The following is a 25804-nucleotide window of genomic DNA, read 5'->3' as shown; positions in this document are numbered from 1 at the left end:
ACTCATAGAACAGCGCAGCTTGAGCCTCTTGCCTTGGTCCCATCATGGCTGATCCTCCCCTCCACTACAGGAATTGAATCAGCAGTTCAGCACTCGATCAAGGAAGAGTTTTTCAACAAAATAGGCCCTCTGTGCAGAAGCTAGAGGTCGAATAGCAGAATAAGTTCGATTTCTTACGCCCTACCCTGCCCGGCTGATGCCGCCAGTTTAAACTCCGGGTTTTAATAGTCTGCGCCCTGCCGGGTATCCCAAAGACGCAGAATTTCTATCTGAGTGGGCATTACACGATAGATTAGCGTAAATGGGGTTCGCGATACTGAAAGCTCCCGTATGTCTTGGCGTGTGTCACTTGGGTGACCTGCATACGGGTTTGCTGCAAGAGTAAGCTGAATAGCTTTGAGCTGTGCTCGTGCCCTTTCGCTACCTTCAGGAAAAACTGACGTGTAGTAGTAGCGGAACCATTGAATGTCCCGGGCCGTATCTTCGAGAAATACAATTTTCATTGGCTATTGGATTGCCCGCTTGCGACCGGAGCAGAGAGCTCATTCTCGGTATCCCAGCTGTCTATCCAGGCATTCATTTCGTCTGCTGTGATGAACTTACCTCGATCTGCTTTTTCGACAGCTGCATCAATGGCTGCTCGCTTTGCGGCCTTGGATTCCAACATCATTCTAATTGCTCGTACAGCGAGCTGCGCAGGCGGCCGATCTTCTATCGCAGCTTCTCGTTCCAGAGACTTTCTCAAGTCTTCATCAAGACGGATTGAATATGGGCTGGTTCTCATCGCAATCACCTGTTTCCGCTGTGTAGTACAATGTAATACATCCGCATTCCATTCACAATAGAACGGTGGGATGAACTTCATCTGTTGCTGTGAACACATAAGCGAGATGTGAATTCATAAGCACGGCCTGCTCGTCCGCCGTTATTTTGAATTTTGCGCCAACAATGCGGTTGGCTGCATGTCTCCCCGATCGATCTTTGACGTCAGAGAAATCAAATAGGCCTGGTGAGATTTAATGTTCTCCGCTCGTTGGAAAATATATCCCAAAACTATGAAACGGAGAGCTGGGCCATGTGTCGATTTCATAGCATACCAAGTCTGACCAAGTCGTAGGTATTCGGCGATATCGTCCATAAGCCGATCACAGTGGTGCTGATCTTTTGCAAAGCGTAGTTCTGAGCATAGCCGTGGAAAGCTGCGCTCCATTTGATCTGGAGAAACCTGAAATTGAGAAAGTTTTTCTTTCTTAACTTCTGGATTCAAAGAGTCCTCTATGTGCCCCTCAATTTCACTGTCACTGGCCCTCAAATTTTCTGTATCTGTCTGTGTTATCTCTGAGATTTCCACAGAGATTTCTGCCAGCAGTTCGCTGAGTACATTCGCATCCGGTTTGCGACGCAGAGCATTGCGTACGGAGGTCATCAAATCAGAGATCGCGGTGTCATTTGCTACGAGTTCCCTCAGGCGCGCCAGAGCGGCAGAAACCTTGTCGCGGAGTACGGTGAATTCCAGAACTCGATCAGCATGCCTCTGGGCTTCCTGGATGAACTCAGCGTGCCGTTCAGACAAAGGCATCAATGAGAGTCCAGTTGCGGTGACCACCCTGCCCTGTCGATCCCGGCGGGCCCATCGCTTGCCGTTTGCGCTCATGACGCGGCGGATTAGTCCAAGCGCAACCAGCGTCGAGATATGACGCTCAACTGTCTGGACGCTGACATGAGTTCGTTTGGCGATCGCCGCGTTGGAAGCGAAGCAGATGTGATGATCATCTTCGTCCGCAGCAATCTGATCACAGCCCACAAAGGAAATCATCGCTCTCAGGACATTGAGAGTTGTTGATTTTAACCCAAGAGGTTCTCGGGCTTCTTCAACGGCGCGAAGAAGAAGCCATTTTTTGGGCGTACTATTCCCCTGCCCTGCCGTTCCCGACAAGGTTGCTCCACTTGGAGCCAATGCTGTTAGTGTTTTCATGGTTATCTATCGGCAGACAAAAATTACCCGTTCGCTCAAGAGCGTTTTTTCTTGTATGGCGATTCGGGTGCTGCTAGATTCTAGGTGTCTAATCTAAGAATTGCGCTTTGCGCAGCAGCCCTCGAAGCTCCGGTTTCGGGGGTTTTGTTTGTTTGCCTTCCTCCTTTCTGCTCGTCCTCAGTTCTTTTTCTCGGCGTTTACAGCTGTAAACTCAGCGTGTGAGCGCTTGATGATTTCAGCCATGTTTTTGTCCAACCAGCTAGCGAAGCCAGCGTTAGCTCCGGTCCTTTTGACCGAAACAGTTAGTGATCCGTTGGTGGATTTGATTGTAACTCCTTCAATTGGGCTGACTTCGGCTGCACCTTCTCTTTGTCGTGCACCACGTTTGGCAGCTGCTTTTAGGAGCATTTCCAGCCGATCATCTGACGACATCGATGGCTCAATGGTTGCAAGCAGATTCGCCGCTTCATCTTCCGCCAGCTTGCCTGCAACGAAGTGTTCTGCAAGCACGGTCCATTTTGGGCGGCCTGATTTTGGGGCCGCGCCGATCATGTCACCAATCTTTGCAGGAACATGTTGCGTAACTTTTGTCAGGTGAGACAGCCCTGATTTCGAAAGGTTCAATACCTGCCGCACCGTAGCAGAGTCATGCCCGGAGGTCAGGATCGCCTCCGCGAAACGTGCTTTCTCATAGAAAGAAAGATTGCGCCTCGCAGCATTCTCAAGCCCCTTGGCGAGAAGCGCTGAAGCATCGTCGATATCCTGAACATTGGCGCGGACTTTAATACCGAGTTCACGACAGGCTTTGAGCCTCCTCCTCCCATAAATTGCCTCGTATCGACCGTCGGATTTCGATTTTCTGACAAGAATGGGAACTTGTTGGCCACCGTCTTGGATACTCGACATTAAGCTTTCAAAGCTATCGTCTTCCTCGTCAGTGTTTACAGCTGTAAACTCACCAAGCCTATCGGCTGGGCCCCAATCGTCGATCAGAGCAGGGTCAATTTCCCTGATTGCGGCCAGAGAGCCTTGAAGCGCACCAAGTGCAGGGGCATTGGGTTTTGGGGCTTTGTCGATGACCTTGGGGCTAGAGCGCGCGATGGTGTTTGCGATCCCCGACATCTCCTGAAGCGATTTTCTAGCCATTAGCTGCGTCCCCATGCTTTATGGATCATTTGCTCTACCTCAGAGCCGATCGCATCCATTGAGTTCTTTGCCCGATCATAAGTTGCGCGTGTCATTTCCGACCGCACGACCTCGTAAATTGATTGTTTGAGCATTGTGGCGTCACTGATTGCAGTGCTTTTGAGGGCCGTAGCTGACATAACGCGATCCTGAAACAGTGCTCGCATGAACGAAGCCAGTTGTTGAGACGGTACGTCTGTCGGCTCGTCACGCGTTATCAGGAACTTGAAGTTATCGTATTCGAGCGTAGCGCCGGCATCTTCAATGACTGCCATGTAAGCACCAGCGAGTTCGAGAAATTGAGCCGTCGAAGACACGTCCAGCATCGAAGGTGTCAGTGGCACAAGCAATGAACTGGCGGCGGCCATCCCGGCTATTGTCAAGAATCCGAGTTGAGGTGGGCTATCAATCAGAACAAGGTCAAAATCGCCTTCTGCCTGGGCCAAGGCATTCCGTATTCTCGTAAAGAACGGATGGTCTGGGTTGGAGTGAACGGCAGATTCTGTCTCAAACTCGGAAAGAACAAGCCGTGACGGCGCCACAGACAGACCGGGGAAGTATGTCGGCAGCACAACGTCCGCCATATCTACCGGATCTTCATACCGAATAGCATCGTAGATCGTCAGCCCGTCAAACTCTATTTCCGGGCTGATGCCGCACATGGATGTAAGCGAGCCTTGTGGATCCAGGTCAACGGCCAATACACGGTAACCGCGAAGCGCAAAATAATGAGCCAAGTGAATTGTTGTGGTGCTCTTGCTGCTGCCGCCTTTGAAGTTCATCAACTGCCAGACTTGGAGCTTTTCTCCTTCAGTCCGGCGAGGGACATAACGCCCTTTTTTGCGTGAGGTTTTCTCAAGCGTTTCGCGAGCCTCCCAAAGTTCTTGGGCAGTATAGTAACGCCTACCGCTGCGTACGTCATTCGGTTCAGGAATCGTTCCCTCTGCGTGGACTTTGCGCATGAATTGACCTGAGACTCCCAAGAGTTCAGCAGCTTCCGGCGCTGCAAAATTTCGCAGTGATTTGGTGTTGTCCGGGGCAAATGCAGCAAGTAGATGTTCCCGGATAGCCGAGTTTAATCTCTCAGATATTTCTGTGGCGAGTGCCGATGGTCTTTCTGCCGCAAGTGGTGTCACGGGAATCATGTAGTTGCCTCAAATTAAAGAATGTGGTCATTTTTGCGCCACTTGAGACAAACAGCCGTGATTCATTGCACTAAGTCAAGGATTTTCGCCTATATTGTAGGATTTCCAACGCGGAGGACTACATACGCTTTGCATCAGAGCAGAGTGGTTTACAGTTGTAAACTCGGTTGAGCGGGATCATGGGTTCTTTCAGCCGGTGAAGTTTTAACGTAGGCATGCGAAGGCATTCCTGTAAAACTCCCCCCTAGGCTCCGCTTTGAGTAGAACACCTCTAGCATGGAGTTGGAGTGAAGGCCGAACGGCATTTGGCCCAAATCGCGCAATTGGGAAGGGCAGGGAGCTAGTTGAGCTGATTGGTCAAATTCTCTCGCCAACAAATTCGTTACCGAGTTTTCTGCGATACCGGCGTCGTAATAATACTTCTGCGCCAGTACGGGAGTACGATGCGGTGAGAAGGGCATGGCGACCTGGGTCAGATACCCCGAGCGCAGCCCGTGCGGAGAGGCAAAACCTGCGGACATTCCAGCTAGAGCCAGCCGCTCGCCGATAGCCCAAGAATTGGCATACCGTGAAGGCGGGGGTTAGGGAATTGTGTGCCTATAAGTTGCGTCTGAACAGGGAACTGTCCTCGATCCAGTGCAGCTGTGCTTGCGCGGCGCGGCTTTTGGCGCAAGTCTCTACCGTCATTGGATTCATATGGGATCACAGACATGATCCGTGAGTTCACGCCCCATTAGCGTCCTTAAAACCAGCTTGCTCGAACTAGCGATTTTGAGTTCCTCAATCGTTGAACCGACGGTCTCGTTGGCATATATTGCCAAAGAGGAGGCTTATGCCATGGTAACGCGCAATGTGGTTCTCACAGAATCTCAGGATCAACTGGTGCAGAATCTGGTTGCATCCGGTCGCTATCAGAACGCCAGTGAAGCGTTGCGTGCGGGCCTTCGTCTTCTGGAGCGGGAAGAAGCGGGGCTGGAGTCTCTCAAACAAGGCCTGCAGGAGGGTGTGGCTCAGGCTCAGGCTGGAGATCTGGCAGAGGGCAGCGGTTCGGATGCGATCCGTCGTGCCTTTGCAAGGGCACGAACCAAAGCGTGACCAGACCCTTTCGACTAACACGCCGTGCTGAAGCCAGCCTGGTGGAAATTGCCCGGTGGACCATCGACAAGTTTGGACCGCATCAAGCCGATCTTTATGAACAAGAACTGATAGCGCGCTGCCAAGCAATCACAGAGGGCAGGGTGGCCAGCCGCAGTTGTTCTATATTGGTCGAGGAGGCGGTGGATCTCAGATATGTACGGGCGGGAGAGCATTTCCTGGTCTACATGGACCAGCCGGACGTTATCGTCATTGTTGATATCCTGCATTCCCGTTGCGATCTGCCGCGGCATGTTTCTGCGTTGGCTGCGTTGACGGAAGCGGCAGTGAACAAGACATAGGCACTGCAGTCAGAGATTCCTTCAGGCGAGGATTTCCTAAAATATTCAGTATGTGCTCACCCCAGCAGGTCTGCCGCCGGGTTTTCGGCGATATCGACGTCATCGTAGTATTTCTGCGCCTGTGCCATGGAGCGGTGCAGGGACAGGCGCATGGCGGCCTGGATCGGGGCGCCGTCCAGTGCGGCCTGGGTCAGGAAGCCCGAGCGCAACCCGTGGGGCGAGGCAAAGTCCTCCGGCAACCCGGCCAACCGGAGGCGATGTTTGACGATCTGATAGATCGCGTCCGGCGAAAGCCGGCGTATCAGCACACGATCCGCTTTTGAGACTGGTCTGAACAGCGGCCCGTTCTTAATCTGTGCAACCTCGATCCAATGGACCAGCGCTTGGGCTGCGCGGCCCTTGAGGACTAGCCGCGGCGTCTCGCCTTTGGTGGTGGTCTTGGTCTCCAGCAGCGAGAGCCAGACCACGCCGGTCTTGTCAAATTCCTTCGGCGAGACGTCTTCGAACATCAACCCGGTGATCTCCGAGCGTCGTCTACCGCCAGAAGCCCAGCCCAGCATCAGGATGGCGCGGTCGCGGCAATCCCGGCGGGATCCCCGGCAGGTGGCCAGCAACTGCTCCAATACATCGCGGGTGATCGGATGTTGCGATTTCGGGGCAGAGGGGCGGGCGGCGGCCCGGCGCGCCTTGGCACGGGCTTGCTTGACCTGGGGCGCGTCAAAGGGCGCGGCGAGGTTCTTCATTCGATGGAAAGCCAGCCAGGAGGCGATGCGCCGGTCCAGGGTGGACGGGGCCGGGCAGGCCAGCGATCTGCGCAGCCCTTGCATGATGAGTACATCTGCCGTTTGACGCGCGATGTCCGTTTCTGGCGCGTCGCCAAGATCCCGTGCGTGATCGAGGATGAAGGCAAGAGCAGAGGCTTCAGTCTCGGGCCAGTCTAGACCTGCGTCGAACCGCGCCTGTTTCCAGGCCGTGATGTAGAGCAAGTCACGTTCATAAGCGCGCAGCGTGTTGGCCGGAGTGCCGCGCACATAGAGATCCGTCAGTGCGTCCTGGTCGGCCTGAGACAGGGCAGGGGAGGCGGCCGGCAGATAGGGGGCAGGGGGCTTCATGAGGCCTATTTTGCACCAAACTCGGGTGGAAATCAAATAACATGATAAGGGATACTTATCGGGTATTATGGTGATTTGAGAATGAGGCAGGTGTAATGTTCCAAAAAGCCTACTTTTGCTCATTATGGGAAGAGGGCATTTGACTATAGGATTTATTTGGGATCTGTCGCAAACTTTTGGCTGTTGACGTGGTCAGATGCTGCGGGTGAATGACTTTCGGTAAAATCAGTCGAAAGTCAGTTCATGATTTCCTTCAAAGGCGCGCAATATCCGAAGGATGTGATCCTGTTCGCGGTTTTTTTCTACGTCCGATACGGTGTGTCTTACCGGGATCTGGAGGAAATCATGGCCGAGCGCGGTGTTTCGGTAGACCACACCAATTGTCACGGTGCCCTTAATTTCTGGACGCTTGCTTCAAAAAATTGAGTAAAATCAGTTCCAATTTGTGCCTTTAATTTCTGGACTGTGTCCTTAATTGCCGGACTGTGCCTTAAATTCCAAGACCGTGCATTCTGGGGATAAGTCGTGTGTTAGGCAGACGTGATCCGGTACAGGGACCCTTCGGTCCTTCACCGAATGTATGTGAGGTCCCTGGTTGGTGGCCTGTGGATATCCGAGAATTAAGGGCACAAAACCTGGGTAAATGCACCAAGATGCATCTGCGTCCAGAAATTAAGGGCACAGTGACAACAGTCAAGCGTGATAATTCACGATTCGGGGCACATGGGATGAGACGCTGAGGTAGCGCCAATGCCCACTACTATAATTTCTTAATTCGAATGTGATTTGAGTCAGCCTCTCACACCATAGCGCGCTTGAAGCGTATTGGTTCAAGAACGTAGCTGAACGTGCGATCGGGTCATGGTTCAGAAGATCATTCGTCATGGACCTTTAGCTTCCTTCTGCCATAGGTTGACGTCGAGACATAATCGAGAGGATTACGGCGATGCGAGTTTTTGAGTCTTTCCTGGCGACGATTCTTTGCTTCGCCGGGTTTGGAGCGAATGCGATGGAAACAATTACTGGAACGGCCACATTCCGGGAACGGATCGCCATGCCGCCCGGAGTGACCTTCGAGGTTCGGCTTGAGGATGTATCATTGATGGATGTCCCGGCGCAAATCCTCAGCACAGTGACGGTGAACGAAGCGGGCAACCCGCCCTACGAATTCGCGATCCCCTACAACCCCGATGTCATTCAGGATACACGGCGTTACACAGTCCGAGCGAGCCTGCGGTTAGGCGAGCGGTTACTGTTCACCACTGACACGCATACACCGGTGTTAACGGACGGCGCTGGCATGGATGTGGAGATCAACATGGTTCAAGTACAAATCCCGGTTGAACGGCCCCGCCGAATGATCGGAGAGTTCGTCTATTCTGCAGACGCCGCGACGTTTACAGAATGCGGGACAAAAGACACTTACCCGGTCGCGATCGAGGGCGCTTACCTTGATGCCGAACGCGGATACCTGGATGCACAGGCCGAGCCGATGACGCCGGTCGTTGTAGTACTCGAAGGCGAGATAGCGAAACGCCAAGGCATGGAAGGTGGCAAGCGCGATATGCTTGTGATAGAGCGGCTTGCCGGGTTCGTACCAGGACTGACCTGTGAGCGCGCAATGGCGGACGCGGATGTTGAAAACACCTATTGGCGTATCCTATCGATTGCAAGCCGCGTGCTCGAGAATACCGAGGCCGAGCGAGAACCCCATTTTATTTTGCGCTCCAGTGAGGGGGCTTTTACGTCGACTGTCGGCTGTAACATCATCAATGGAAGTTACGCACTTGAAGGCTCCGCGCTGTCTTTGACTGCTGGTCCCATGACGTTGACGGCTTGCCCACCGCCATTTGATAAAATCGAGCGTGCCTGGACCAAAGGTATGGCTGCGGTGAGCGAGGCGGTCGTGACCGGTCCGACGATGGAGCTGCTTACCGCCGATGGTATGACGGTCGTATTCCTCGAAGCCGTAGCCTTGCCCTGAAACGGCACTTTGTCGAACCTTCCAGGCCTTATCTGTCTGTCGGGTGCCGCGGTTTTCGATTGTCTTCACTAATACAATGATTTTGCCCTTGCCTGTGACGTTGCAAACGGCCACGCGTTTGGGGGTATTGCCGAGGTCAGGTATCGGCTGATCAAAACGTTCATGGTTCCGGGCGATGTCGATCTCGCGCACGCAACGAACGTCATCAAAAACGATATTTGCGTCAAACTTCTTTGACTTCAGTCTTTGGGCGCAAGTTTGGTTTGAATGATAAATTGCGTGACCGGGTCAAGGTTTTCACTGTCCAACAAGGCCAACAGCTGTTCATCCAGCTGAGTTTCGTTCCAGTCCCGCATCGCAATCGCAATTTCCATTGCCAATGCACTATCGTCCTTTAATACATCGGCGAAGACCCCAGTAATCCGGTTTCTGAATGCAGGAGATACCGTGCCACAATCGGCCAATGCACGCACAAGCGATCGCTTGCTGTTCGGCTTCAAGGTCTCCGTCTTCAATGCATCGCTGACGACTTCAATGGCCGACAAGCCGTCCATGGCGATCCCTGACAGAGCCCATTCGTACACGTAAGCCGAGTTTGAATGCATCGCTTGTGAATACCGGGATTGAACCGCTTTTCTCGCCCTGTCATCGTCAATTTGCAGCCCCATCAGTCGGATCGAAACCGGAACAAAGCTTAGCCGGTTAATGGTGCCGAATTCTTGCAGCAACATGTCTACAGGAACCTTGTTGCGCAAAATCTGGATGCTGCTGTAGGGGGCACGATCTATTTCGATCAGTGCGGTATCGCGTAGCACCAAGTCTTTGTCCGAAAGAAACTGTGCAAAAAACTCAACCCGTTCGGCGTAGTTCCCTTTGCCCGGTCGCCAATGCTCACCCACGATCCATAGAGCTTCGAGAAATTGCTCTCTGTCGGGGGTCAGAGAAAAAATTCTGGTCCATTTGCGCGACAGCCCACGCCCGGCCGCATCTTTGGTTGTGGTGCCAAAAGTCAGCAAAATTAACTTGTCAGGGTCGGCCCGGAATGCAGCACGCGTACGGCTATCGATCAGGAAGGGGATTTCGGGCATCCGCTCAAGCCCTTCGGAAGTGCCCTTTATGACCCTTACGGGAGTGAATTTGAAGGGATTATCCGGAGCAGGCCCGGACAGAACGACGATCTCGGCTGCAAGTAGGTGATCTGCGAGCGTTGTCTCTGGCAATGTCGTGCACACCGGGCAAGCGTTTACCATTCTTGGCGTGGAAACGAAACCGAATACGATGACGACAAAAAGCAAAAAACTTACCGCACTTCGATTGCGATCAGGGCTGCGCGATGACCTGAGATTTTGCTGCCACTTAAGCATTTATCGAATCCCCCCAAGCCTTCTGGATCGATCAAAACGATACGTCCGTATTCCGACCGGATAAGTCCTTGGCCTGTCAAGGTGCCAAATTGAATCGAGGCTATCGGCAATGAGATATTCGCCAGTTCGGGGATTTCCAGTTGGGTGGCGTGGACGACATCGGTTTGGGCCGACCCATGGAAAATACCTTCAGAGCCCGTCGAGGCGGCTAAATGCAAAAAACCTGCATCAGAGCAGCTGACCACTGCAATTTTCAACCTGGATTCATACTTCAAAGAACCTGGTAACAAAACCAAAATTCTATTCCGCGACGTTACTATCCAATGCGATCGGGTCGAGAGTTCTGATACGTCCGTAGTTCAATTCGATCAGGCCTTCTTCCTACATGCCCTGGAGGCGTTGGGGCGCTTCTGAACATGTGATGTTGGCTAAATTGGAGAGATCTTGCTGGCTCGCTTCGCCATGATCTCTTCCAGATAGCGATAGGAAACGCCGTATCGAACATAGAAGAACACTGCGAATAGGATCACATACTCCGGTGCCTGTGCACCTTTGAAAGAAATCATGAGCTGGCTTTCGACTTGATACGACCGACAGACATTCACTCGCTAATTCCGAAATCGTCAATGGTCGAAGGATTGCAACGGAACCCTCTCAACAAACATAAGAACTTGATCTTGCTTCAATCGGCCCTAATGCTCGAGAACATCTTAATTATTTCATATTGGCAACTGAAAGTAACGTATTGATCCTGATTAAGCGCCTTGCAATTGTATCTGGTGTCTACGTCTATGCTGCGTCAAACGCACTGCTTTCCGGTGGCCTTGGTCCGGTGAGCCGGGACTATGGCATCACCGAATTACAAGTCGGCATAATCCTAAGTCTCGGCGCGTTGGCTGTTGTACCCACAGCGCCCCTATGGGGCGTTTTGTCAGAGCGCGTGGGCCGCCGTTCCCTGGTTTTGACCGCTATTCCGTTTGTTTTGCTCAGCCCGTTGATAATGGCGCTGGTGTTCTCAAACATGTTGGTTCTGGCCAGCAGCGCAACGGTCTATACGCTTGCAGTTGCCCGCACCGTAAAGGGCGTGTTCGGTGGGGCGCTCATTCCGTCGACGCAGGCGCTCATTGCCGATACTACAGACAGCAAGACGCGCGTCTCAGGCATGGGTCTTATGGGGGCTTCCGTCAGTTTGGGCGCACTTTCAGGGTCAATGCTGCTCTGGTTGACCGCCGAGCGGGGCATTGCAGTCGGCTTTGTTGCGCTTCTTCTAGCAGGCTTGTTTGCGTTTTTTCTGTCTTTGAAATTTCTTCCGACCTCGCAATTACATATCCGGCCAAGGACGAAAAAACCCATTCGATTGTCTCGGTTCTGGAAATTCTTTGCGATCACGATGGCAGGCTTTGCTGGCTACACCATGGTGGTTCCGATCATCGGGCTTAAACTAATGGATGACCTGCAAGTAAACAGTACCGAGGCAATGAAATCAACAGGCTTTATTCTTGCAGGCGCAACTCTGTCGTTGACGATATCACAAGTGTTTGTGGCAACACGAAAGGGATGGGATGCGCGTCGGTTGCTGCGGTCAGGCAGTATTGGCGCTTTGGCCGGAATAGGGATCATGATTCTGGCGGATGATGTGTTGGTTCTGGCGATTGGCATGATCGCCGTTGGTGCTTCTCTGGGGGCAGTCGCTCCTGGCGCTATGGGTGCGCTCAGCTTATCGGCCGGTACAACGGATCAGGGTCGAGTGGCGGGCATCAATACGGCTTTTCGCGGAATGGGAATTGCTGCCGGGCCGGTTCTCGGCACTGCACTTTACAGTTTTGGTACAGACGCGCCACTTTGGGGCGCGTTGGCGCTTGTGTTTTGTGTTGCGGCGTTGAGCTTGTCTTGTCGGCAACCCAATGTTTGAGCCGCACAGCCAAAAAGAACCATCCATTCTCGGCTAAACCTCTACACGCGTTTACGCGGATCGCTCACACCTCGTGAACACAGTTCACAGCAACGCCAACAGTCCCTTGGGATCCGTTATGGTTATGCTGGCGCGTCCGAGGCTTATCAGTTTTTTGCGCTCCAGTTCCGCAAGGCGAGAAGAAACAACACCGCGCGATAGGTTGGTCAAGGTAGCGATCTCTCGGTGCGTGGCATCGACGATCGCTGGAACAGGAGGGTTGGGTTCATACAGCCCGGCCATTCTGGCCAGGACGGCAACAAGGCGTTCATGGCTTCCGCGGCGCATGAGATCATGGGCAAAACCAATCGCCCGCTCTTGGTTTTGGATCTGGTTCAACAACAGTCGACGCCAAATATCCGGGTAAATCTCAGCAAAACTCACGAACTCGTTGCTTTTGACAACCAAAATGGTCGAAGGGCGCGTAGTATACGCGCCGATTTTACGTCTTTTTGTTCCAGCCAGCCGTGCTGCTCCAATCCACACCCCAGGGTGCATCAGAAAGCTCTTTTCGATCACGTTTTCAGTTCCTGCTGACTCGATAGCAATCGCACCCGAGGCCAACCCGAAGAGGTCACTGGCAGGGTCGTCGATGGAATAAAGCGGCTGCCCGGCATCAAGCGTTACATGGTGAGTGATGCCCAGGAACGCGTCCAGCAATTCACCCGATAGGGTTGAAGCCCAGCCATGATGTGAAAGATATTTTTTCGCATTTGCGCTTGATATGTGCATTCAATTCCGCCTTCTGTCCGAATTCGGACAAATAGATTTATTCGAATGGCTACAGTCAAGGGGCGAATCTGACATTTCAGACATAGGTTTGCGATTCTTTAGGGTGACTGATGTCTTCATTGGAACGGTTTTTCTCTCTCGGCTGGTTCAGGCGGCCTCCTATGTATTGGCAGCTTCACCGGGGCATTCAATGCCCCCAGTCCGGCTTAGGTCCGCGAACATCTGCCACCACTCATGGTTCCGGATTGGCAGGCTGCGGGGGACCGTACCGAGTTGATTGGGGCGTTCTGACAGGCCCGGAATCGAAAGCGCGCCGATCCATCATCCATAACAATTTGCCCACACAGTAAGGAACACCTGATGCAAAAAATCATTCCTTCTCTCGCTGCGACACTTTTTGCGACGGGCGTTTTTGCACAAGAAGCTCCGCCCGAAGCGTCCGATAGTGTTTTGAAGGGGCGCCCTTATTCCCCCTATGCCGACCGCGCGTTTCCGACGCGGCCATTGTTCGGCGACACGCATGTCCACACCGCGTTGTCGGCTGATGCGGGAGGCGGTGGAACAACACTTTTGCCACGCGACAGCTATCGATTGGCTCGTGGTGAGCAGGTGATTTCTAACACTGGTCAACCTGTCAAACTCTCCCGTCCCCTGGATTTCTATATGATCACAGATCATTCCGATGGGATGGGCGCCATTACCGACATTTTGTCCGGTGCGCCCAACATCATGGCCGATGAACAAGGGCGACAATTTCACGAAGCCTTTGCAGAAGGTGGGCAAGCGGCCCGTATGGCAGCTCAGGAACTCACAAAACAGTTTGCACAAGGCACAATTTCGTCCGAACTCAACTACCAGCCCGGCAATCCGGCCTACAAGCGGGTCTGGGATGATATCATCGCCGCGGCGGAAGAGTTCAACGACCCCGGGGTATTCACCACTTTCATAGCCTTTGAATGGACCTCATTGGTCTCGGGCAACAATCTGCACCGCAACGTCATTTTTCGAGATGGGCCCGAACGCGCAGGTCAGGTCGTGCCCTACACCACAACACCACCTATGGGGTCGAGCAATCCGCGTGACCTCTGGGCTTGGCTCGAGAACTACGAAACGGTCACGGGTGGCGACGTTACCGCAATTCCGCATAACGGCAACCTTTCAAGCGGCATGATGTTCCCGCTCGTTGATGATTTTGCCGATGGCGCGCCGCTCGATCCGGCATATGCCGAAGCACGCCAAAAGTGGGAACGGCTTTACGAATGGACCCAATTCAAAGGGGATGGCGAAGCGCATCCCATGCTATCGCCCGAGGATGAGTTTGCCAACTTCGAGACTTGGGATTACGGCAATCTCGACGCGACAGTTCGAAAAACGCCCGAGATGCTGCCGGGTGAATATGCAAGGTCTGGTTTGTTGCGTGGGCTGGAACTGGGCGCTGTACTTGGGTCCAACCCCTACAAGTTTGGTGCCGACGGCGCTACTGATACGCATACCGGCCTGACCACGGCGCAGGAAAACAACTTTTATGGCAAATTTACTGCTTATGAACCCAACGGTGAACGGGCGGCGCATGTCGGAAGGACATATCCGAACGGTGATGTTGCGTATGACTCGTCCATCTATTCAGCCGCGGGTTTGACCGCTGTCTGGGCTACGGAAAATACTCGTGGTGCGATCTTTGATGCCATGGAACGGCGCGAAACCTACGCGACGACCGGATCGCGCCTATCCGTAAGGTTCTTTGGTGGCGATTATGAAGCCGACGCGATGAACCGTCGTGATCTGGCTCAGGTCGGTTACTATGGCGGGGTCCCCATGGGTGGTGATCTTGCGACGCCTGCAGACGGCGAAGCGCCTGACTTCCTCGTCTATTCTCTGCGTGATCCGTCGGGTGCAAATCTTGACCGCGTGCAGATCATCAAGGGTTGGATCGATGCCGAGTCCGGCGAGGCCATGGAAAAGGTCTATGATGTCGCGTGGGGGGGTGACCGGTCTCCGGATGAGAACGGAAAACTGCCGCCGGTTGGCAATACCGTCGACCTGTCGGTGCCGTCCTGGACAAACACCATCGGTGCGCCCGAGCTTGGTGCCGTCTGGACCGATCCGGATTTCGATCCGGCAGAACCCGCATTCTATTATGCCCGGGTCATCGAAATCCCCACTCCACGGTGGACGGCTTATGACGCTGTAAAGTTCAATGTTCAAATGGCGGACAGCGTTGTGATGACCACACAGGATCGCGCCTACACATCGCCCATTTGGTACACGCCCACAAATTGAGGAGTGCACTTTAATGATCAGGGAACTCGCTATTTCCGTTTCACTGCTCGCATTCGCGGGGGCGATCCACGCCCAGGACACGCCGGCTGTTGCTCCTGCAGGCGACTATTCGCCCTATCCGAGTCAGGATTTCCCCAATCAGGTTTTCTTTGGCGATACACATCTTCACACGTCGTTTTCAGCGGATTCGGGTTTGAACGGCAATTTGCTGGGCCCGGATGAGGCTTATCGTTTTGCGAAAGGGGAGACAGTCGTTTCCACAACCGGGCAGAATGCGAAACTAAGCCGCCCCCTTGATTTTCTTGTTGTTGCTGATCATGCAGAAAACTTGGGACTACCCGTAGCGATTGAAGAAGCCAACGAGGATCTGCTGGCGACCGAATGGGGGCGTCAGATCTACGAGATAGCGAAACCCGGGACGTTTGAAGCTAGACGGGACGCTCAGAATTTCTGGGCTACGATGCGGCAGACCGGCGTGAACGAGCTAGCCGATAACCAGGACATGTCGATTACTATGTGGCAACGCGTCACAGACGCCGCAGACAGGCACAATATTCCTGGTGCATTCACCGCCTTCATTGGTTTTGAATATACCCTTGACCCCTCCGGCAACAATCTGCACCGCGTCGTGGTCTTCAAGGATGACAAGGAGAAAGCAGATCAGATTGTTCCGGTTTCAGTTTACGAGGCCCCGGACCCTGAAGACCTTTGGGACTGGATGGCTTCTTACGAGGATCTGACCGGTGGACAGCTTCTGGCCATCCCGCACAATGGGAATCTGTCGAACGGGCTTATGTTCTCGGAAACCGGTCTGTTACGTGGTGAACCGATTGACGCCTCTTACGCTGAGCGGCGCATGCGCTGGGAGCCTTTGTACGAGATCACTCAAATGAAGGGCGATAGTGAAGCACACCCGTTCCTGTCTCCCGATGATGAGTTTGCCGACTTCGAGACCTGGGACGGTGGTAGCTTTGGAGTCGAGCCCAAAACGCCCGAAATGCTGCCCAATGAGTATGCCCGAACCGCTTTGATGCGCGGTCTTTCAATAGGGGAAAGGTTGGGGGCGAACCCATTTAAGTTTGGTGTGATCGGGTCGACTGACAGCCACACGTCGCTTAGCACTGTCGAGGAGAATAATTACTTCGGTAAATTTCCAGCGGTGGAACCAACTGCCGACCCGATCAGGTTTGATGAGGCTGCTACAGCGCGCCTTGCAGAGGACGACGCGCAAAAGAACTTTACGCGAAACACCAGTGCTGGCGGGCTTGCAGCGGTTTGGGCACGTGAGAATACGCGCGAAGCCATCTTTGACGCGATGATGCGAAAAGAGGTCTTTGCGACCACAGGGACACGTATCCGGGTTCGTGTCTTCGCGGGTTACGATTTTGATGAATCCGATCTCCCTCGGTCGGACTTCGCGGCGCATGGCTACGCCAATGGCGTACCTATGGGGGGTGATTTGGAAAAGAGTGAAGACCGTGCGCCGCGTTTCCTTGTTCGTGCTTTGCGGGATCCGGATGGTGCCAACTTAGACCGTGTGCAGATCATAAAGGGATGGCACAACGCCGATGGTACAACGTCGGAGAGCATCTACGATATTGCTTGCGGCGGACGTGCTCTTATTTCAGCGAAGTGCTCGGCTCCGGTCGGCAACACCGTAGATGTCGCGAATGCCAGCTACACCAATGAGATTGGCCAGGCGATCCTTGGTGGCTTTTGGCAAGATCCCGAGTTCGACCCGGCGCAGTCTGCTTTCTACTATGTCAGGGTATTGGAAATTCCGACACCTCGATGGACGACGTATGACGCAAAATTCTTTGGAGTAGAAATTCCCGAGGATGTCCCAACATCAATCCAAGAACGCGCCTATACCTCACCCATTTGGTACACGCCCGCAAATTGAGGAGTACGTTGCGATGAAAAAGCTCGCTGCGCTTTCTGTATCCACGCTTGCTCTGGCAGGGGCGCTTCACGCTCAGGACACGCCGCCGGTTGCTCCTGCCGACGAATACTCGCCCTATCCAAGTCAGGATTTCCCAAATCAGGTGTACTTTGGGGACACCCATGTGCATACGACCTATTCTGCGGATGCCGGTCTGATTGGCAACACACTTGGGCCGGACGCGGCTTATCGCTTTGCCAAAGGCGAAACGGTGACATCATCGACAGGGCTTCCGGCTCGTCTGTCGCGCCCGCTCGATTTTCTCGTCGTCGCGGATCACGCCGAGAATCTCGGAACAGCACCGTTGCTTGCCGCAAGAGATCCTCGACTTCTCGAGACGGAATACGGGCAGTCGCTTCAGGCCGCCATTGATGCGGAAGACTACCCCGGAGCGTGGGAGATATTTTCAAAGACCAAAGCGTCGGGAGTAGACCCGTTGGCAGACGTGCCCGGAGTCTATGACAGCGTCTGGCAGGAGATAACGGCGGCGGCTGAACGTCACAACCAGCCCGGGGCTTTCACTGCATTCATCGGATTTGAATGGACCTCCACCTTTAATCGCTCGAATCTGCATCGCAATGTGATCTATCGCGGCGGAAAAGAAAATGCCGACACGCGACTACCCTATTCTGCCTACGACAGCGTGGATCCAGAAGATCTATGGGACTGGATGGCGCAGTATGAGGCCGATACGGGCGACCGTCTTCTGGCCATCCCCCACAATGGAAACCTTTCAAACGGACTAATGTTTGACACTGTCAAGCTTGACAGCGACGAGGCGCTTGATGCCGATTATGCAGCACGCCGCGCCCGTTGGGAGCCGCTCTATGAAGTGACTCAAATGAAAGGGGATGGTGAAGCCCATCCCATGCTGTCACCTGATGACCCGTTTGCGGATTTTGAGACATGGGACAAGGGCCAGCTTGGTCCCAATCCCAAGACGCCCGAGATGATCCCAAACGAATATGCGCGCGAAGCGCTCAAGCGAGGTTTGGCCTACCAGACTGAATTTGGTGTGAACCCGTTCCGGTTTGGGATGATCGGCTCGACCGACACACATACTTCACTCTCAACTTCACAAGAAAACAACATGTTCGGGAAGGTTGTCGCCCTCGAACCGACAGTAGACCCGATCCGGTTTGAAGAAGTGGTGGGGGGCATAGGAGGTGACGAAAGTGTTGCGCAATATGCGTGGCAGACCAGCGCCTCCGGTTTGGCTGCCATCTGGGCGCGCGAAAACACGCGCGAAGCCCTTTTTGACGCGATGATGCGTAAGGAGGTCTATGCAACAACGGGTACGCGGCTACGCGTGCGCGTTTTCGCAGGGTACGACTTTGATGCATCTGACCTCTCTAGGTCAGATTTTGCGGCGCACGGTTACGCCAATGGAGTACCTATGGGGGGTGATCTGGGAACGAGTGAAGGTCGTGCGCCGCAATTTTTGGTGCGGGCATTGCGTGATCCGGACGGGGCCAATCTGGACCGGATTCAGATCATCAAGGGCTGGCTGAATGCGGATGGAACGACCAGTGAAAAGGTCTTTGACATTGCATGCGGTGATCGAAAGGTCATCGACGGTCAATGCGCTGCTCCGGTCGGGAATTCCGTTGATTCCGATGAAGCCACTTACACCAACGATATAGGCCAACCGATCTTTGGAGCCTACTGGGAAGACCCGGAATTCGACCCGGATCAAAGTGCTTTTTACTACGCGCGCGTTCTGGAAATCCCAACCCCGCGCTGGACTACCTATGACCACAAGTTCTTTGGTGTCGAACTGCCGGAAGGCGCGCCTGAGACCATTCAGGAACGGGCCTATACCTCACCCATTTGGTACACGCCCTGATCCTAAAACCCGAAAAAAGCGCGGCAAACGCGTGAAGTGATTTAAACGAGGAGACAAATGAAGATGTTTTTGCGTGACAAGCGTCCGGTGATGGGCGCGGCCATCATTGCTGCCCTAACAGTTCTGCCGGTAAAACCAGCGATTGCGGTTGAAGGCGGGTTGGGCGCCTATTTTCTGGGAACCAGAGATACGTTTGCCGGTTTCGTGCCCGAGCCGGGAACTTACACAAGCCTTACATTCGACCATCTTGATGGCAGCGTGGACGGCGTTTCGCTTGCGGGTCTTCCGATTGCGGCTGACGCAGACCTTGAACTTAATCTCTGGCGACTGGGTGTTACTCAGGTGTTCGACGCGCAGCTCTTTGGCGGAACACCCGCCATAAACCTCACTGTTCCTTTTCCTGTTGCTGAACTCACGTTCACGGCAATACGGCCTCCGTTGCAAGGAGCCAGCGTTGACGATACGCTGTCCAGTTTTGGTGACATCAGCCTGACCGGGCTGGTGGGTTGGCATCGGGGCAATCTGCACTATAGCACGGGGCTGACCGTTTATGCCCCGACTGGAGAGTATAATACGGCATCCATCAATCTGCAGGAACGCACAGTTCAAGTATTGAATGCAGGCAAGAATGTCTGGTCGTTCCAGCCCTTCTTTGCCGCGACGTGGTTCGTTCCGGAACGTGGTTTTGAGGTTTCAGGAGCGGCCAGCCTTTTGTTCAGCGAAGAAAACGATGCGACCGACTACCAGACGGCCCCTGCGTTTCAATTAGAAGGCGCAGTGGTGCAGCGCTTCCGCTCGGGCTGGGGCGTTGGCCTCGCTGGCTATACCTACCATCAGCTTGAGGATGACAGTGGCGCAGGTGCCGAACTTACCCGGATCGCCCTGGGGGCCAGCAGCCTGCGGGCTCAGGTCAGCGGTATCGGGCCGCTTGTCACCTATTCAGGTGGTACCCTGCTGGGCGCCGATGCTTCCCTCAAGCTTAAATACACACATGAGTTTGCGGCAAAGCGGCGGTTCGAAAGCAATGTCCTGACGGCCGTGATTTCATTGGCGTTCTGACCTGCGGGATTTTCAACATGAAGCCGACACTGTCATGGGTGATTGCAGGAGTTCTGGTCCCTTGTGTTGTCCAGGCACAGGAAAATTCGGAGTCGTTGCAATCGGCAGCCAACGACCCGACTGCGTCGATCATGTCGTTTCAGCTGCAAGGGTTTCATTCGTTCAATCTGCATAACTCGCCTGAAAACAGCAGCCTTATGCAATTCCGCGCCGCGATCCCGTTTACGTTGGGGTCAACCAACCACATTGCGCGGCTAACACTGCCGTATGTGACCGACAGCGCCACCGGGCAGTCCGGGCTGAGCGACACCACCCTGTTTGACCTCATAACCTTTAATCGCTCATGGGGTCGTTTCGGAGTGGGTGCTGTGGCTCTGTTGCCCACGGGTAAGGATGGATTGAGCGCGGAAAAATGGGCTCTGGGGCCAGCGGCGGGGTTTGCGAAACAGGAAAAATGGGGACTCTGGGGGTTTTTCAACCAGAACCTTTTCACCGTCGCCGGGGATGACGGCCGGCCAGATGTCAACCTGTCCACAATTCAGCCTGTGTTCAATTACAATCTTGGCAATGGCTGGTCCGCCGGAACATCCGAGATGGTGTTTGTCTACGACTGGGAGGCCGGCGATTTCAGCAGCCTGCCGCTGGGGGTCAAGGTGTCCAAGCTCGTCAAAGGCGGAGGTCTGCCCTGGCAGTGGTCCTTGTCCTACGAACACAACTTTGACGATGACGCAATCTCGGCCGCCGACACTGTGAGCTTTACGTTGAAACTGCTGGTGCCCAAGGGCGTCTGAAGAGATGGGTAATGATCTGATGAATGTGAGCTGGCAAACAACGAACCCTTCATCTGCGGCTCTGCTATCGATACACAAGCAGAGCCTGATCCGGCGGATTGTGACGGAACCTTTTGTTCATTTTGCGCTTCTCAGCCTTGCAATCTTTGGCTGGTTCAAACTTGCGCAACCGGGCGAATGGTCTGCGGATACAAATCCACGGGTTATCACCATCGATCAGCGGCAGATCGATGTTCTGGCCGGTCAGTTCGAAGACACGTGGCGGCGCCCTCCGACGGCGGAAGAGCTGGCCAATCTGAAAGAGGATTGGCTGAACCGCGAAGTTCTGTACCGCGAAGCGCTGGCGCTGGGTCTGGATGGCAATGATGAGATCATCCGCAACAGGCTGGTGCAGAAGGTGAACTTTCTTCTGACCTCCGAGGCAGGCGCGGCCCGCCCCGAGGATGAAGTGCTGCAGACCCACCTGACGGACAATGCCGAGGCGTTCACGACCCCTGCAAGGCTTGCGGTCAGTCTTGTTTACCTGGGTCAAAATCCCAGCGATACGTTTGTCGGTCAGACGCGAGCGCGTTTGGCGGCAGGGGAAGATCACCGCCAGTTGGGTCATGCCTCCCTGCTTCCGACAGGGTTTGACCTGAGCGCCCGTACTTCGGTCGATGGCAACTTTGGAACGGGTTTTTTTGATCAACTGCAGCCCTTGCCATTGGGGGAGTGGAGCGGACCTGTTCAATCGTCTTTCGGGCTTCACTTGGTTCGGCTTGATAACAGATGGGACGACACTCTGCCGCCGTTGGGCGCAATCCGTGATCGTGTTTTGGCCGATTGGCGCGAGAAGCAGGCCGAGCGCGCGACGGAGGTGTTCATAGAAAATCTGCGATCCACCTATGTGATCGAAGATCTTGGAGAAGCTGACCTCTCTGCGGGTGAATCATGAGGTGTCTTCTGGCTTTGATTGCGCTGCTGGCGAGTCTTCTTGCACCCGCCGTTGCTCATGCGCATGCGCTGGAACCAGGCTATCTGGAAATCTCGCAGGAAACCGAAAGCGACTGGTACGTGTTCTGGCGCAAGCCCGATGTTCGGGGCGCTCCAATGGATATCGACATTGCGCTTCCGGAGATCTGTACCGCGCCCACCTTTGATGCACCAGTCTTTGACGGTCGCGCCTGGACGCAGATCTGGCGCATGACCTGCACCGAAGACCTGCGGGGCAACACGATCCGGATCGACGGGCTTGAGGCGCAAAGAACAGATGTTTTGCTTCGAGTGGGATATCTGGACACGGTGAATATGGCGACCTTCCGCCTGACCCCCGACGCACCTGCTGTGATGCTGCCCGCGCAACAGGGGCTTATCCAGACGCAATGGCAATATGGCGTGTTGGGGTTTGAACATATCCTCGAAGGCTGGGATCACCTGCTGTTTGTCTTTGCCTTGCTGATTCTGATCCGCAACCTGCGCCAGTTGATCTGGGCAGTAACTGCCTTTACCGTCGCGCATTCGATCACGTTGGGGTTGGCCACTTTCGGCGTGCTGAACGTCCCGGGCCCGCCGGTTGAGGCCGTTATTGCCCTGTCGATTGTCTTTCTCGCGACTGAGGTTCTGCGGCCGGTTGACAAACCAAAGACGCTCGCCAGTCGTTTTCCCTGGGTGATCTCATTTGGATTTGGCCTGCTGCATGGTCTGGGCTTTGCCGGGGCACTGTCCGAGATTGGCCTGCCAGAACAGGACATCTCCGCGGCCTTGCTGGCGTTCAACCTTGGGGTCGAGGCGGGACAGCTCACCTTCATCTTTTCCGTGCTGGGTGTGTTCCTGACGCTGAAAAAGACACTGGAGGTTGTCTGGGGCTGGTCAATGGCACATGGGCCGTCGCGCCAGATGCTTGGATATCCCATCGGATGCATTGCCGCGTTTTGGCTGGCCGAACGGTTGGCCGGATTTTGAACAAAAGAAGGAAGGAGAAGGGACAATGATCAAAACATGTGGAGGGGTGATGTTGCTTACTGCATTCATACTTGCAGGCTGCGATATCGCAGACCCGGACTGCACGCCGGAAAAGGCGGCCAAAAGACAAGTCCAGCAGGCGACGATCGGCGTCAGTACCAACCGATGCACACCGGCTGAGACCGCTCGTGATACCGCAGGTGTCGACGGCTGAGGAATTCGGATGCCCCAAAACACTGAGCGCAATTTGATTGGTGGCGAAGTGACACCCGATATCGTCCATTAGTTACGGTTGTCACTGCCTCAGGTTTTGAAAGTCCGGATCGGTTCCCCGTTCAAACCTCGTAGATCGGGGAACCGTCAGAAATTGGTTTTGAGACGCTCGGATGGATCGGAGGCCACATGCGCTGGAAAGGACGACGTACAAGCAAAAACATCGACGACCGACGCCATGGGCCCCGCGGCGTATCTCGCGCCGGTATAGGCGGTGCCGGATTGATTGTGATCCTCGTGATCGGCCTACTTTTTGGTGTCGATGTCACGCCGTTTTTGGGCGGCGGTGGTCAGGTTGCTCCTCCGCAAGCAAATGCGCCGGTTCAAATTGACGACGAAACCGAAGAGTTTGTGGCTGTCATTCTTGCGGATACCGAAGCGATCTGGGGTGAGATATTCAATGACTCAGGAATTCAATACATGCCACCGGTCCTGGTTCTTTTTGCAGGAAGAACCCAATCTGCCTGCGGGCGTGCCATGTCCGCGACCGGTCCATTCTATTGCCCGGTCGATCAACGTGTCTATCTTGATACGTCCTTCTTTCAGGTGATGGAGCAACGTCTGGGCGCGCGTGGTGATTTTGCCAAGGCCTATGTCATTGCACACGAAGTGGCCCATCACGTTCAGCATAGCCTGGGACTGTTGGAGCAGGTGAACCGCGCCAAACAACAGTCCAGCCAATCCCAGGCAAATGCCCTTTCGGTGCGCGTGGAACTTCAGGCCGACTGCTACTCCGGCGTCTGGGCGCGAGCCATGGATCAACGGTTTGGGGTGCTGGAACCGGGCGACATCGAAGAGGCGCTCAACACGGCCGCCGCCATCGGAGACGACGCTCTGCAACGCGCCCAACAAGGTGTTGTGGTGCCTGACAGTTTTACGCATGGCACCAGTGAACAACGGCAAAACTGGTTTTACCGCGGCTACAAATCCGGAAACCCCAATATCTGCGATACCTTCGCAGCAAGATATCCCTGATTTTCAAGGAAAACAAATGAAAGCCAAATTGATAGCAGCTGTCTGCACGACAATGGCACCTGTGTTGGGATCAATTACAGCGCTGTCCATTTTCGGCGCGCTGGGATCCGAGGCTGCTGCCCAACAATGCGGCTCGTCCGGCGATCTGATCTATATCGGACGGACGCGTGGCGAGACATCCTCGGTCTGGCTGTCCACAACCGCACGGGGTGATTTTCGGCTGGAAGCGGCGCAGGGAAACACAACCGTCGACACCTGGAGCCAAAACCGCAGCGGCCCTCATCTGTCCTTTTCGCCGTTTGTTTCCAACGGATCTGGCGGCGTACACCGGCTGTTTGAAAGTGGTGCTGCGCCCAATGGTCGGGACTGTCTTGTCGAGACACAAAACCAAAGAAGAAACTGGTCGCTTCCGGGCCGGCCACCGGGCGGCGGTGGAGGCGGAGGAAATCCTGGTGGACCGGGTGGTGGCGGAGGCCGAGGTGGACCCGGCGGTGGTGGAACTGGAGGACGACCCGGAGGCAGTGTGCCGGAAGGTGGATTTGTGGGTGTCTTGCCAACGGCAGGTGACACGCGGTTTGATCGCTCTGCCGTGGTCGAGGAACAAAGACCGTGCACAACAGATCCCAACGGAAAACTGGATCCGGCCGTGTGTTACCCTTTAGTGACGCCGCCGCTGACCGAAGGGCGCGATTTTGCCCCGCCGACCCCGTGGAATGTCTGGGCAGACTTCACCTTTACGCAAGTCGAAGACACACGCGGCGTTCGGGATTTGGACGTGAACGATCGCTATTTCGCGGCAGGCATCGATCGTCTTGTGACACCGACGCTTGTTCTGGGAGTACAGGCAGAGTTCGACAACACGGATGCCAACGCTTACGGCGGCTTGTTCGAACAGGATACAAATGGCTGGGCAGTTGGACCCTATTTTGCGTGGCGGATGGCCGAGAACTGGACCCTGAATGGTCTGGCCACTTTTGGGCAACTTTCGTCGGATGTTTCGCTTTTGGGGCTGACGGGTGACTTTGATCGGACGCGCTGGCGGGCCAATCTACAGGCGACCGGCGAATATGAAGCCGGAAATTTCCTGATCCGCCCGTCCTTGGCTTTTGATTATTATCGCTATGAAAGCAAAGATTTTGACCTGTCCGGAACACTGCTTGGAATACAGCGCGATATCATTGTCGAACTGGACAGCGCGCAATACAGCACTCTGACACCAGAGGTCGAAGTCAGCCGCCCATTCTTGACGTCGAATGGTGTGGTCGCACCCTTTGCAACGTTCGGGGCAACCTATTGGATCGACAACGACCAACTGGGGTTGGTGGCGCCTTCGGTGGGCCAGGATCAGGACGATCTGCTCTGGTCGACTCGCCTGGGAGTGCGCGCACGAATGGGCGAGGCAGTGTTTGCCGAAGCGTCCTTTGGCTATCTCAGCCTGTTTGAAGACAATCTGGATGCCACCGACGCATCCGTGTTCCTATCGGTGAGTTTCTGATCTCTGAAATGCAAAGGATATGAAGCGTAGCCCCATCCTCATCATAATCGCGGTCCTGACGATCCTCGGAATTCTTGCGCCCGTAACGTCGTGGGCGCAAGAGCGTACTGCACCTGTGCCCGTGGCTGCCTCGTTCTGTCCTCCATTTGTGATTGGAGAGGCGGATAAGCTGGATGGTCTGGCCATTTTCTTGTGGGATCGCGTGGCTCGGGAACTCAGGCTCGACTATGAAGTTACGCTGATGAGCTTCGGTGACATGATCGATAGTGTCGCCGCAGGGCAATCAGCGGTCGGCGTGTCTTGTCTCTCGATCACGTC

General features: G+C 54.5%; 24 protein-coding genes and 2 pseudogenes. 16 read left to right on the top strand and 10 right to left on the bottom strand.

Features of this window, described 5'->3' with window-relative positions; all coding sequences use genetic code 11:
* Nucleotides 1-221 precede the first annotated feature (221 nt).
* The 5 genes from ACR0K9_RS20650 to repA form a co-directional block, all read right to left on the bottom strand.
* The gene (locus tag ACR0K9_RS20650) at nucleotides 222-503 is read right to left on the bottom strand and encodes a type II toxin-antitoxin system RelE/ParE family toxin (RefSeq protein WP_480825896.1); all 282 of its coding nucleotides are present in this window, start codon (nucleotides 501-503) and stop codon (nucleotides 222-224) included.
* Complete coding sequence (locus ACR0K9_RS20645) at nucleotides 500-865, bottom strand: CopG family ribbon-helix-helix protein (protein ID WP_480825894.1); 366 nt, start codon at nucleotides 863-865, stop codon at nucleotides 500-502. The genes ACR0K9_RS20650 and ACR0K9_RS20645 overlap by 4 nt, the downstream gene beginning before the upstream one ends.
* A gap of 60 nt (nucleotides 866-925) precedes the next feature.
* The gene (locus tag ACR0K9_RS20640; protein WP_480825892.1) at nucleotides 926-1975 is read right to left on the bottom strand and encodes a helix-turn-helix domain-containing protein; all 1050 of its coding nucleotides are present in this window, start codon (nucleotides 1973-1975) and stop codon (nucleotides 926-928) included.
* 177 nt (nucleotides 1976-2152) lie between these two features.
* Nucleotides 2153-3121 (bottom strand): plasmid partitioning protein RepB, encoded by a 969-nt coding sequence (gene repB, locus ACR0K9_RS20635; RefSeq protein WP_480825890.1) that lies wholly within the window; start codon nucleotides 3119-3121, stop codon nucleotides 2153-2155.
* On the bottom strand, nucleotides 3121-4305 hold the full coding sequence (repA, locus tag ACR0K9_RS20630) for a plasmid partitioning protein RepA (protein WP_480825888.1): 1185 nt from the start codon (nucleotides 4303-4305) through the stop codon (nucleotides 3121-3123). The genes repB and repA overlap by 1 nt, the downstream gene beginning before the upstream one ends.
* 837 nt (nucleotides 4306-5142) lie before the next feature.
* On the opposite strand from repA, the gene ACR0K9_RS20625 reads away from it, so the two are divergent.
* Both ACR0K9_RS20625 and ACR0K9_RS20620 read left to right on the top strand, forming a co-directional pair.
* The gene (locus ACR0K9_RS20625) at nucleotides 5143-5400 is read left to right on the top strand and encodes a type II toxin-antitoxin system ParD family antitoxin (protein ID WP_480825898.1); all 258 of its coding nucleotides are present in this window, start codon (nucleotides 5143-5145) and stop codon (nucleotides 5398-5400) included.
* Nucleotides 5397-5741: a type II toxin-antitoxin system RelE/ParE family toxin gene (locus ACR0K9_RS20620; protein ID WP_480825886.1), complete on the top strand. Its 345-nt coding sequence runs from the start codon at nucleotides 5397-5399 to the stop codon at nucleotides 5739-5741. Before ACR0K9_RS20625 ends, ACR0K9_RS20620 begins: the two co-directional genes overlap by 4 nt.
* Nucleotides 5742-5797: 56 nt before the next feature.
* Here ACR0K9_RS20620 and ACR0K9_RS20615 read toward each other — a convergent pair whose 3' ends face one another.
* Nucleotides 5798-6853: a tyrosine-type recombinase/integrase gene (locus tag ACR0K9_RS20615; protein ID WP_480825884.1), complete on the bottom strand. Its 1056-nt coding sequence runs from the start codon at nucleotides 6851-6853 to the stop codon at nucleotides 5798-5800.
* 243 nt (nucleotides 6854-7096) lie between these two features.
* Here ACR0K9_RS20615 and ACR0K9_RS20610 point away from each other — a divergent pair.
* A pseudogene (locus ACR0K9_RS20610) lies at nucleotides 7097-7258 on the top strand (IS6 family transposase); the annotation flags it as partial.
* A gap of 541 nt (nucleotides 7259-7799) precedes the next feature.
* On the top strand, nucleotides 7800-8837 hold the full coding sequence (locus ACR0K9_RS20605) for a YbaY family lipoprotein (protein WP_480825882.1): 1038 nt from the start codon (nucleotides 7800-7802) through the stop codon (nucleotides 8835-8837).
* Between the two features lie 239 nt (nucleotides 8838-9076).
* Here ACR0K9_RS20605 and ACR0K9_RS20600 read toward each other — a convergent pair whose 3' ends face one another.
* From ACR0K9_RS20600 to ACR0K9_RS20590, 3 genes and pseudogenes are all read right to left on the bottom strand, one after another.
* A complete protein-coding gene (locus tag ACR0K9_RS20600; RefSeq protein WP_480825880.1) occupies nucleotides 9077-10201 on the bottom strand; it encodes a hypothetical protein in 1125 nt (374 codons plus the stop codon).
* On the bottom strand, nucleotides 10138-10458 hold the full coding sequence (locus ACR0K9_RS20595; RefSeq protein WP_170744553.1) for a hypothetical protein: 321 nt from the start codon (nucleotides 10456-10458) through the stop codon (nucleotides 10138-10140). The genes ACR0K9_RS20600 and ACR0K9_RS20595 overlap by 64 nt, the downstream gene beginning before the upstream one ends.
* 195 nt (nucleotides 10459-10653) lie before the next feature.
* Nucleotides 10654-10767: pseudogene (locus ACR0K9_RS20590) on the bottom strand (IS6 family transposase); the annotation flags it as partial.
* 158 nt (nucleotides 10768-10925) lie between these two features.
* On the opposite strand from ACR0K9_RS20590, the gene ACR0K9_RS20585 reads away from it, so the two are divergent.
* Complete coding sequence (locus ACR0K9_RS20585) at nucleotides 10926-12113, top strand: MFS transporter (RefSeq protein ID WP_170744552.1); 1188 nt, start codon at nucleotides 10926-10928, stop codon at nucleotides 12111-12113.
* Between the two features lie 84 nt (nucleotides 12114-12197).
* On the opposite strand, the gene ACR0K9_RS20580 is transcribed toward ACR0K9_RS20585, so the two are convergent.
* Nucleotides 12198-12884 (bottom strand): Crp/Fnr family transcriptional regulator, encoded by a 687-nt coding sequence (locus ACR0K9_RS20580; RefSeq protein WP_170744551.1) that lies wholly within the window; start codon nucleotides 12882-12884, stop codon nucleotides 12198-12200.
* Nucleotides 12885-13244: 360 nt separating this feature from the next.
* Here ACR0K9_RS20580 and ACR0K9_RS20575 point away from each other — a divergent pair, with 360 nt between their 5' ends.
* The 11 genes from ACR0K9_RS20575 to ACR0K9_RS20525 form a co-directional block, all read left to right on the top strand.
* Nucleotides 13245-15164, top strand: a complete 1920-nt coding sequence (locus tag ACR0K9_RS20575; protein ID WP_170744550.1) for a DUF3604 domain-containing protein — start codon at nucleotides 13245-13247, stop codon at nucleotides 15162-15164.
* 13 nt (nucleotides 15165-15177) lie between these two features.
* Nucleotides 15178-17067 (top strand): DUF3604 domain-containing protein, encoded by a 1890-nt coding sequence (locus ACR0K9_RS20570; protein ID WP_480825878.1) that lies wholly within the window; start codon nucleotides 15178-15180, stop codon nucleotides 17065-17067.
* Nucleotides 17068-17080: 13 nt separating this feature from the next.
* Complete coding sequence (locus ACR0K9_RS20565) at nucleotides 17081-18952, top strand: DUF3604 domain-containing protein (RefSeq protein ID WP_480825876.1); 1872 nt, start codon at nucleotides 17081-17083, stop codon at nucleotides 18950-18952.
* Between the two features lie 57 nt (nucleotides 18953-19009).
* Nucleotides 19010-20011 carry a SphA family protein gene (locus tag ACR0K9_RS20560; RefSeq protein ID WP_480825874.1) on the top strand — a complete coding sequence of 334 codons (1002 nt, stop codon included), beginning with the start codon at nucleotides 19010-19012 and terminating at the stop codon, nucleotides 20009-20011.
* Nucleotides 20012-20028: 17 nt separating this feature from the next.
* Entirely contained in the window at nucleotides 20029-20802 is a 774-nt protein-coding gene (locus ACR0K9_RS20555) for a hypothetical protein (protein WP_480825872.1), read from the top strand.
* A gap of 100 nt (nucleotides 20803-20902) precedes the next feature.
* Complete coding sequence (locus ACR0K9_RS20550; RefSeq protein ID WP_480825870.1) at nucleotides 20903-21736, top strand: peptidyl-prolyl cis-trans isomerase; 834 nt, start codon at nucleotides 20903-20905, stop codon at nucleotides 21734-21736.
* Nucleotides 21733-22743 (top strand): HupE/UreJ family protein, encoded by a 1011-nt coding sequence (locus ACR0K9_RS20545; protein WP_480825868.1) that lies wholly within the window; start codon nucleotides 21733-21735, stop codon nucleotides 22741-22743. Before ACR0K9_RS20550 ends, ACR0K9_RS20545 begins: the two co-directional genes overlap by 4 nt.
* Nucleotides 22744-22768: 25 nt before the next feature.
* Complete coding sequence (locus tag ACR0K9_RS20540; protein WP_480825866.1) at nucleotides 22769-22957, top strand: hypothetical protein; 189 nt, start codon at nucleotides 22769-22771, stop codon at nucleotides 22955-22957.
* A gap of 188 nt (nucleotides 22958-23145) precedes the next feature.
* Nucleotides 23146-23991 carry a KPN_02809 family neutral zinc metallopeptidase gene (gene ypfJ, locus ACR0K9_RS20535; protein WP_480825864.1) on the top strand — a complete coding sequence of 282 codons (846 nt, stop codon included), beginning with the start codon at nucleotides 23146-23148 and terminating at the stop codon, nucleotides 23989-23991.
* A 16-nt stretch (nucleotides 23992-24007) separates the two neighbouring features.
* A complete protein-coding gene (locus tag ACR0K9_RS20530; RefSeq protein WP_480825862.1) occupies nucleotides 24008-25486 on the top strand; it encodes an autotransporter outer membrane beta-barrel domain-containing protein in 1479 nt (492 codons plus the stop codon).
* Nucleotides 25487-25505: 19 nt separating this feature from the next.
* A partial coding sequence (locus ACR0K9_RS20525; protein WP_480825860.1) for a hypothetical protein occupies nucleotides 25506-25804 on the top strand: 299 nt, incomplete at its 3' end.

This window comes from Ruegeria sp. L12, assembly GCF_056531745.1.
The sequence above is the reverse complement of the archived record's forward strand: the minus strand, read 5'-3'. Positions and strand labels throughout refer to the sequence as shown.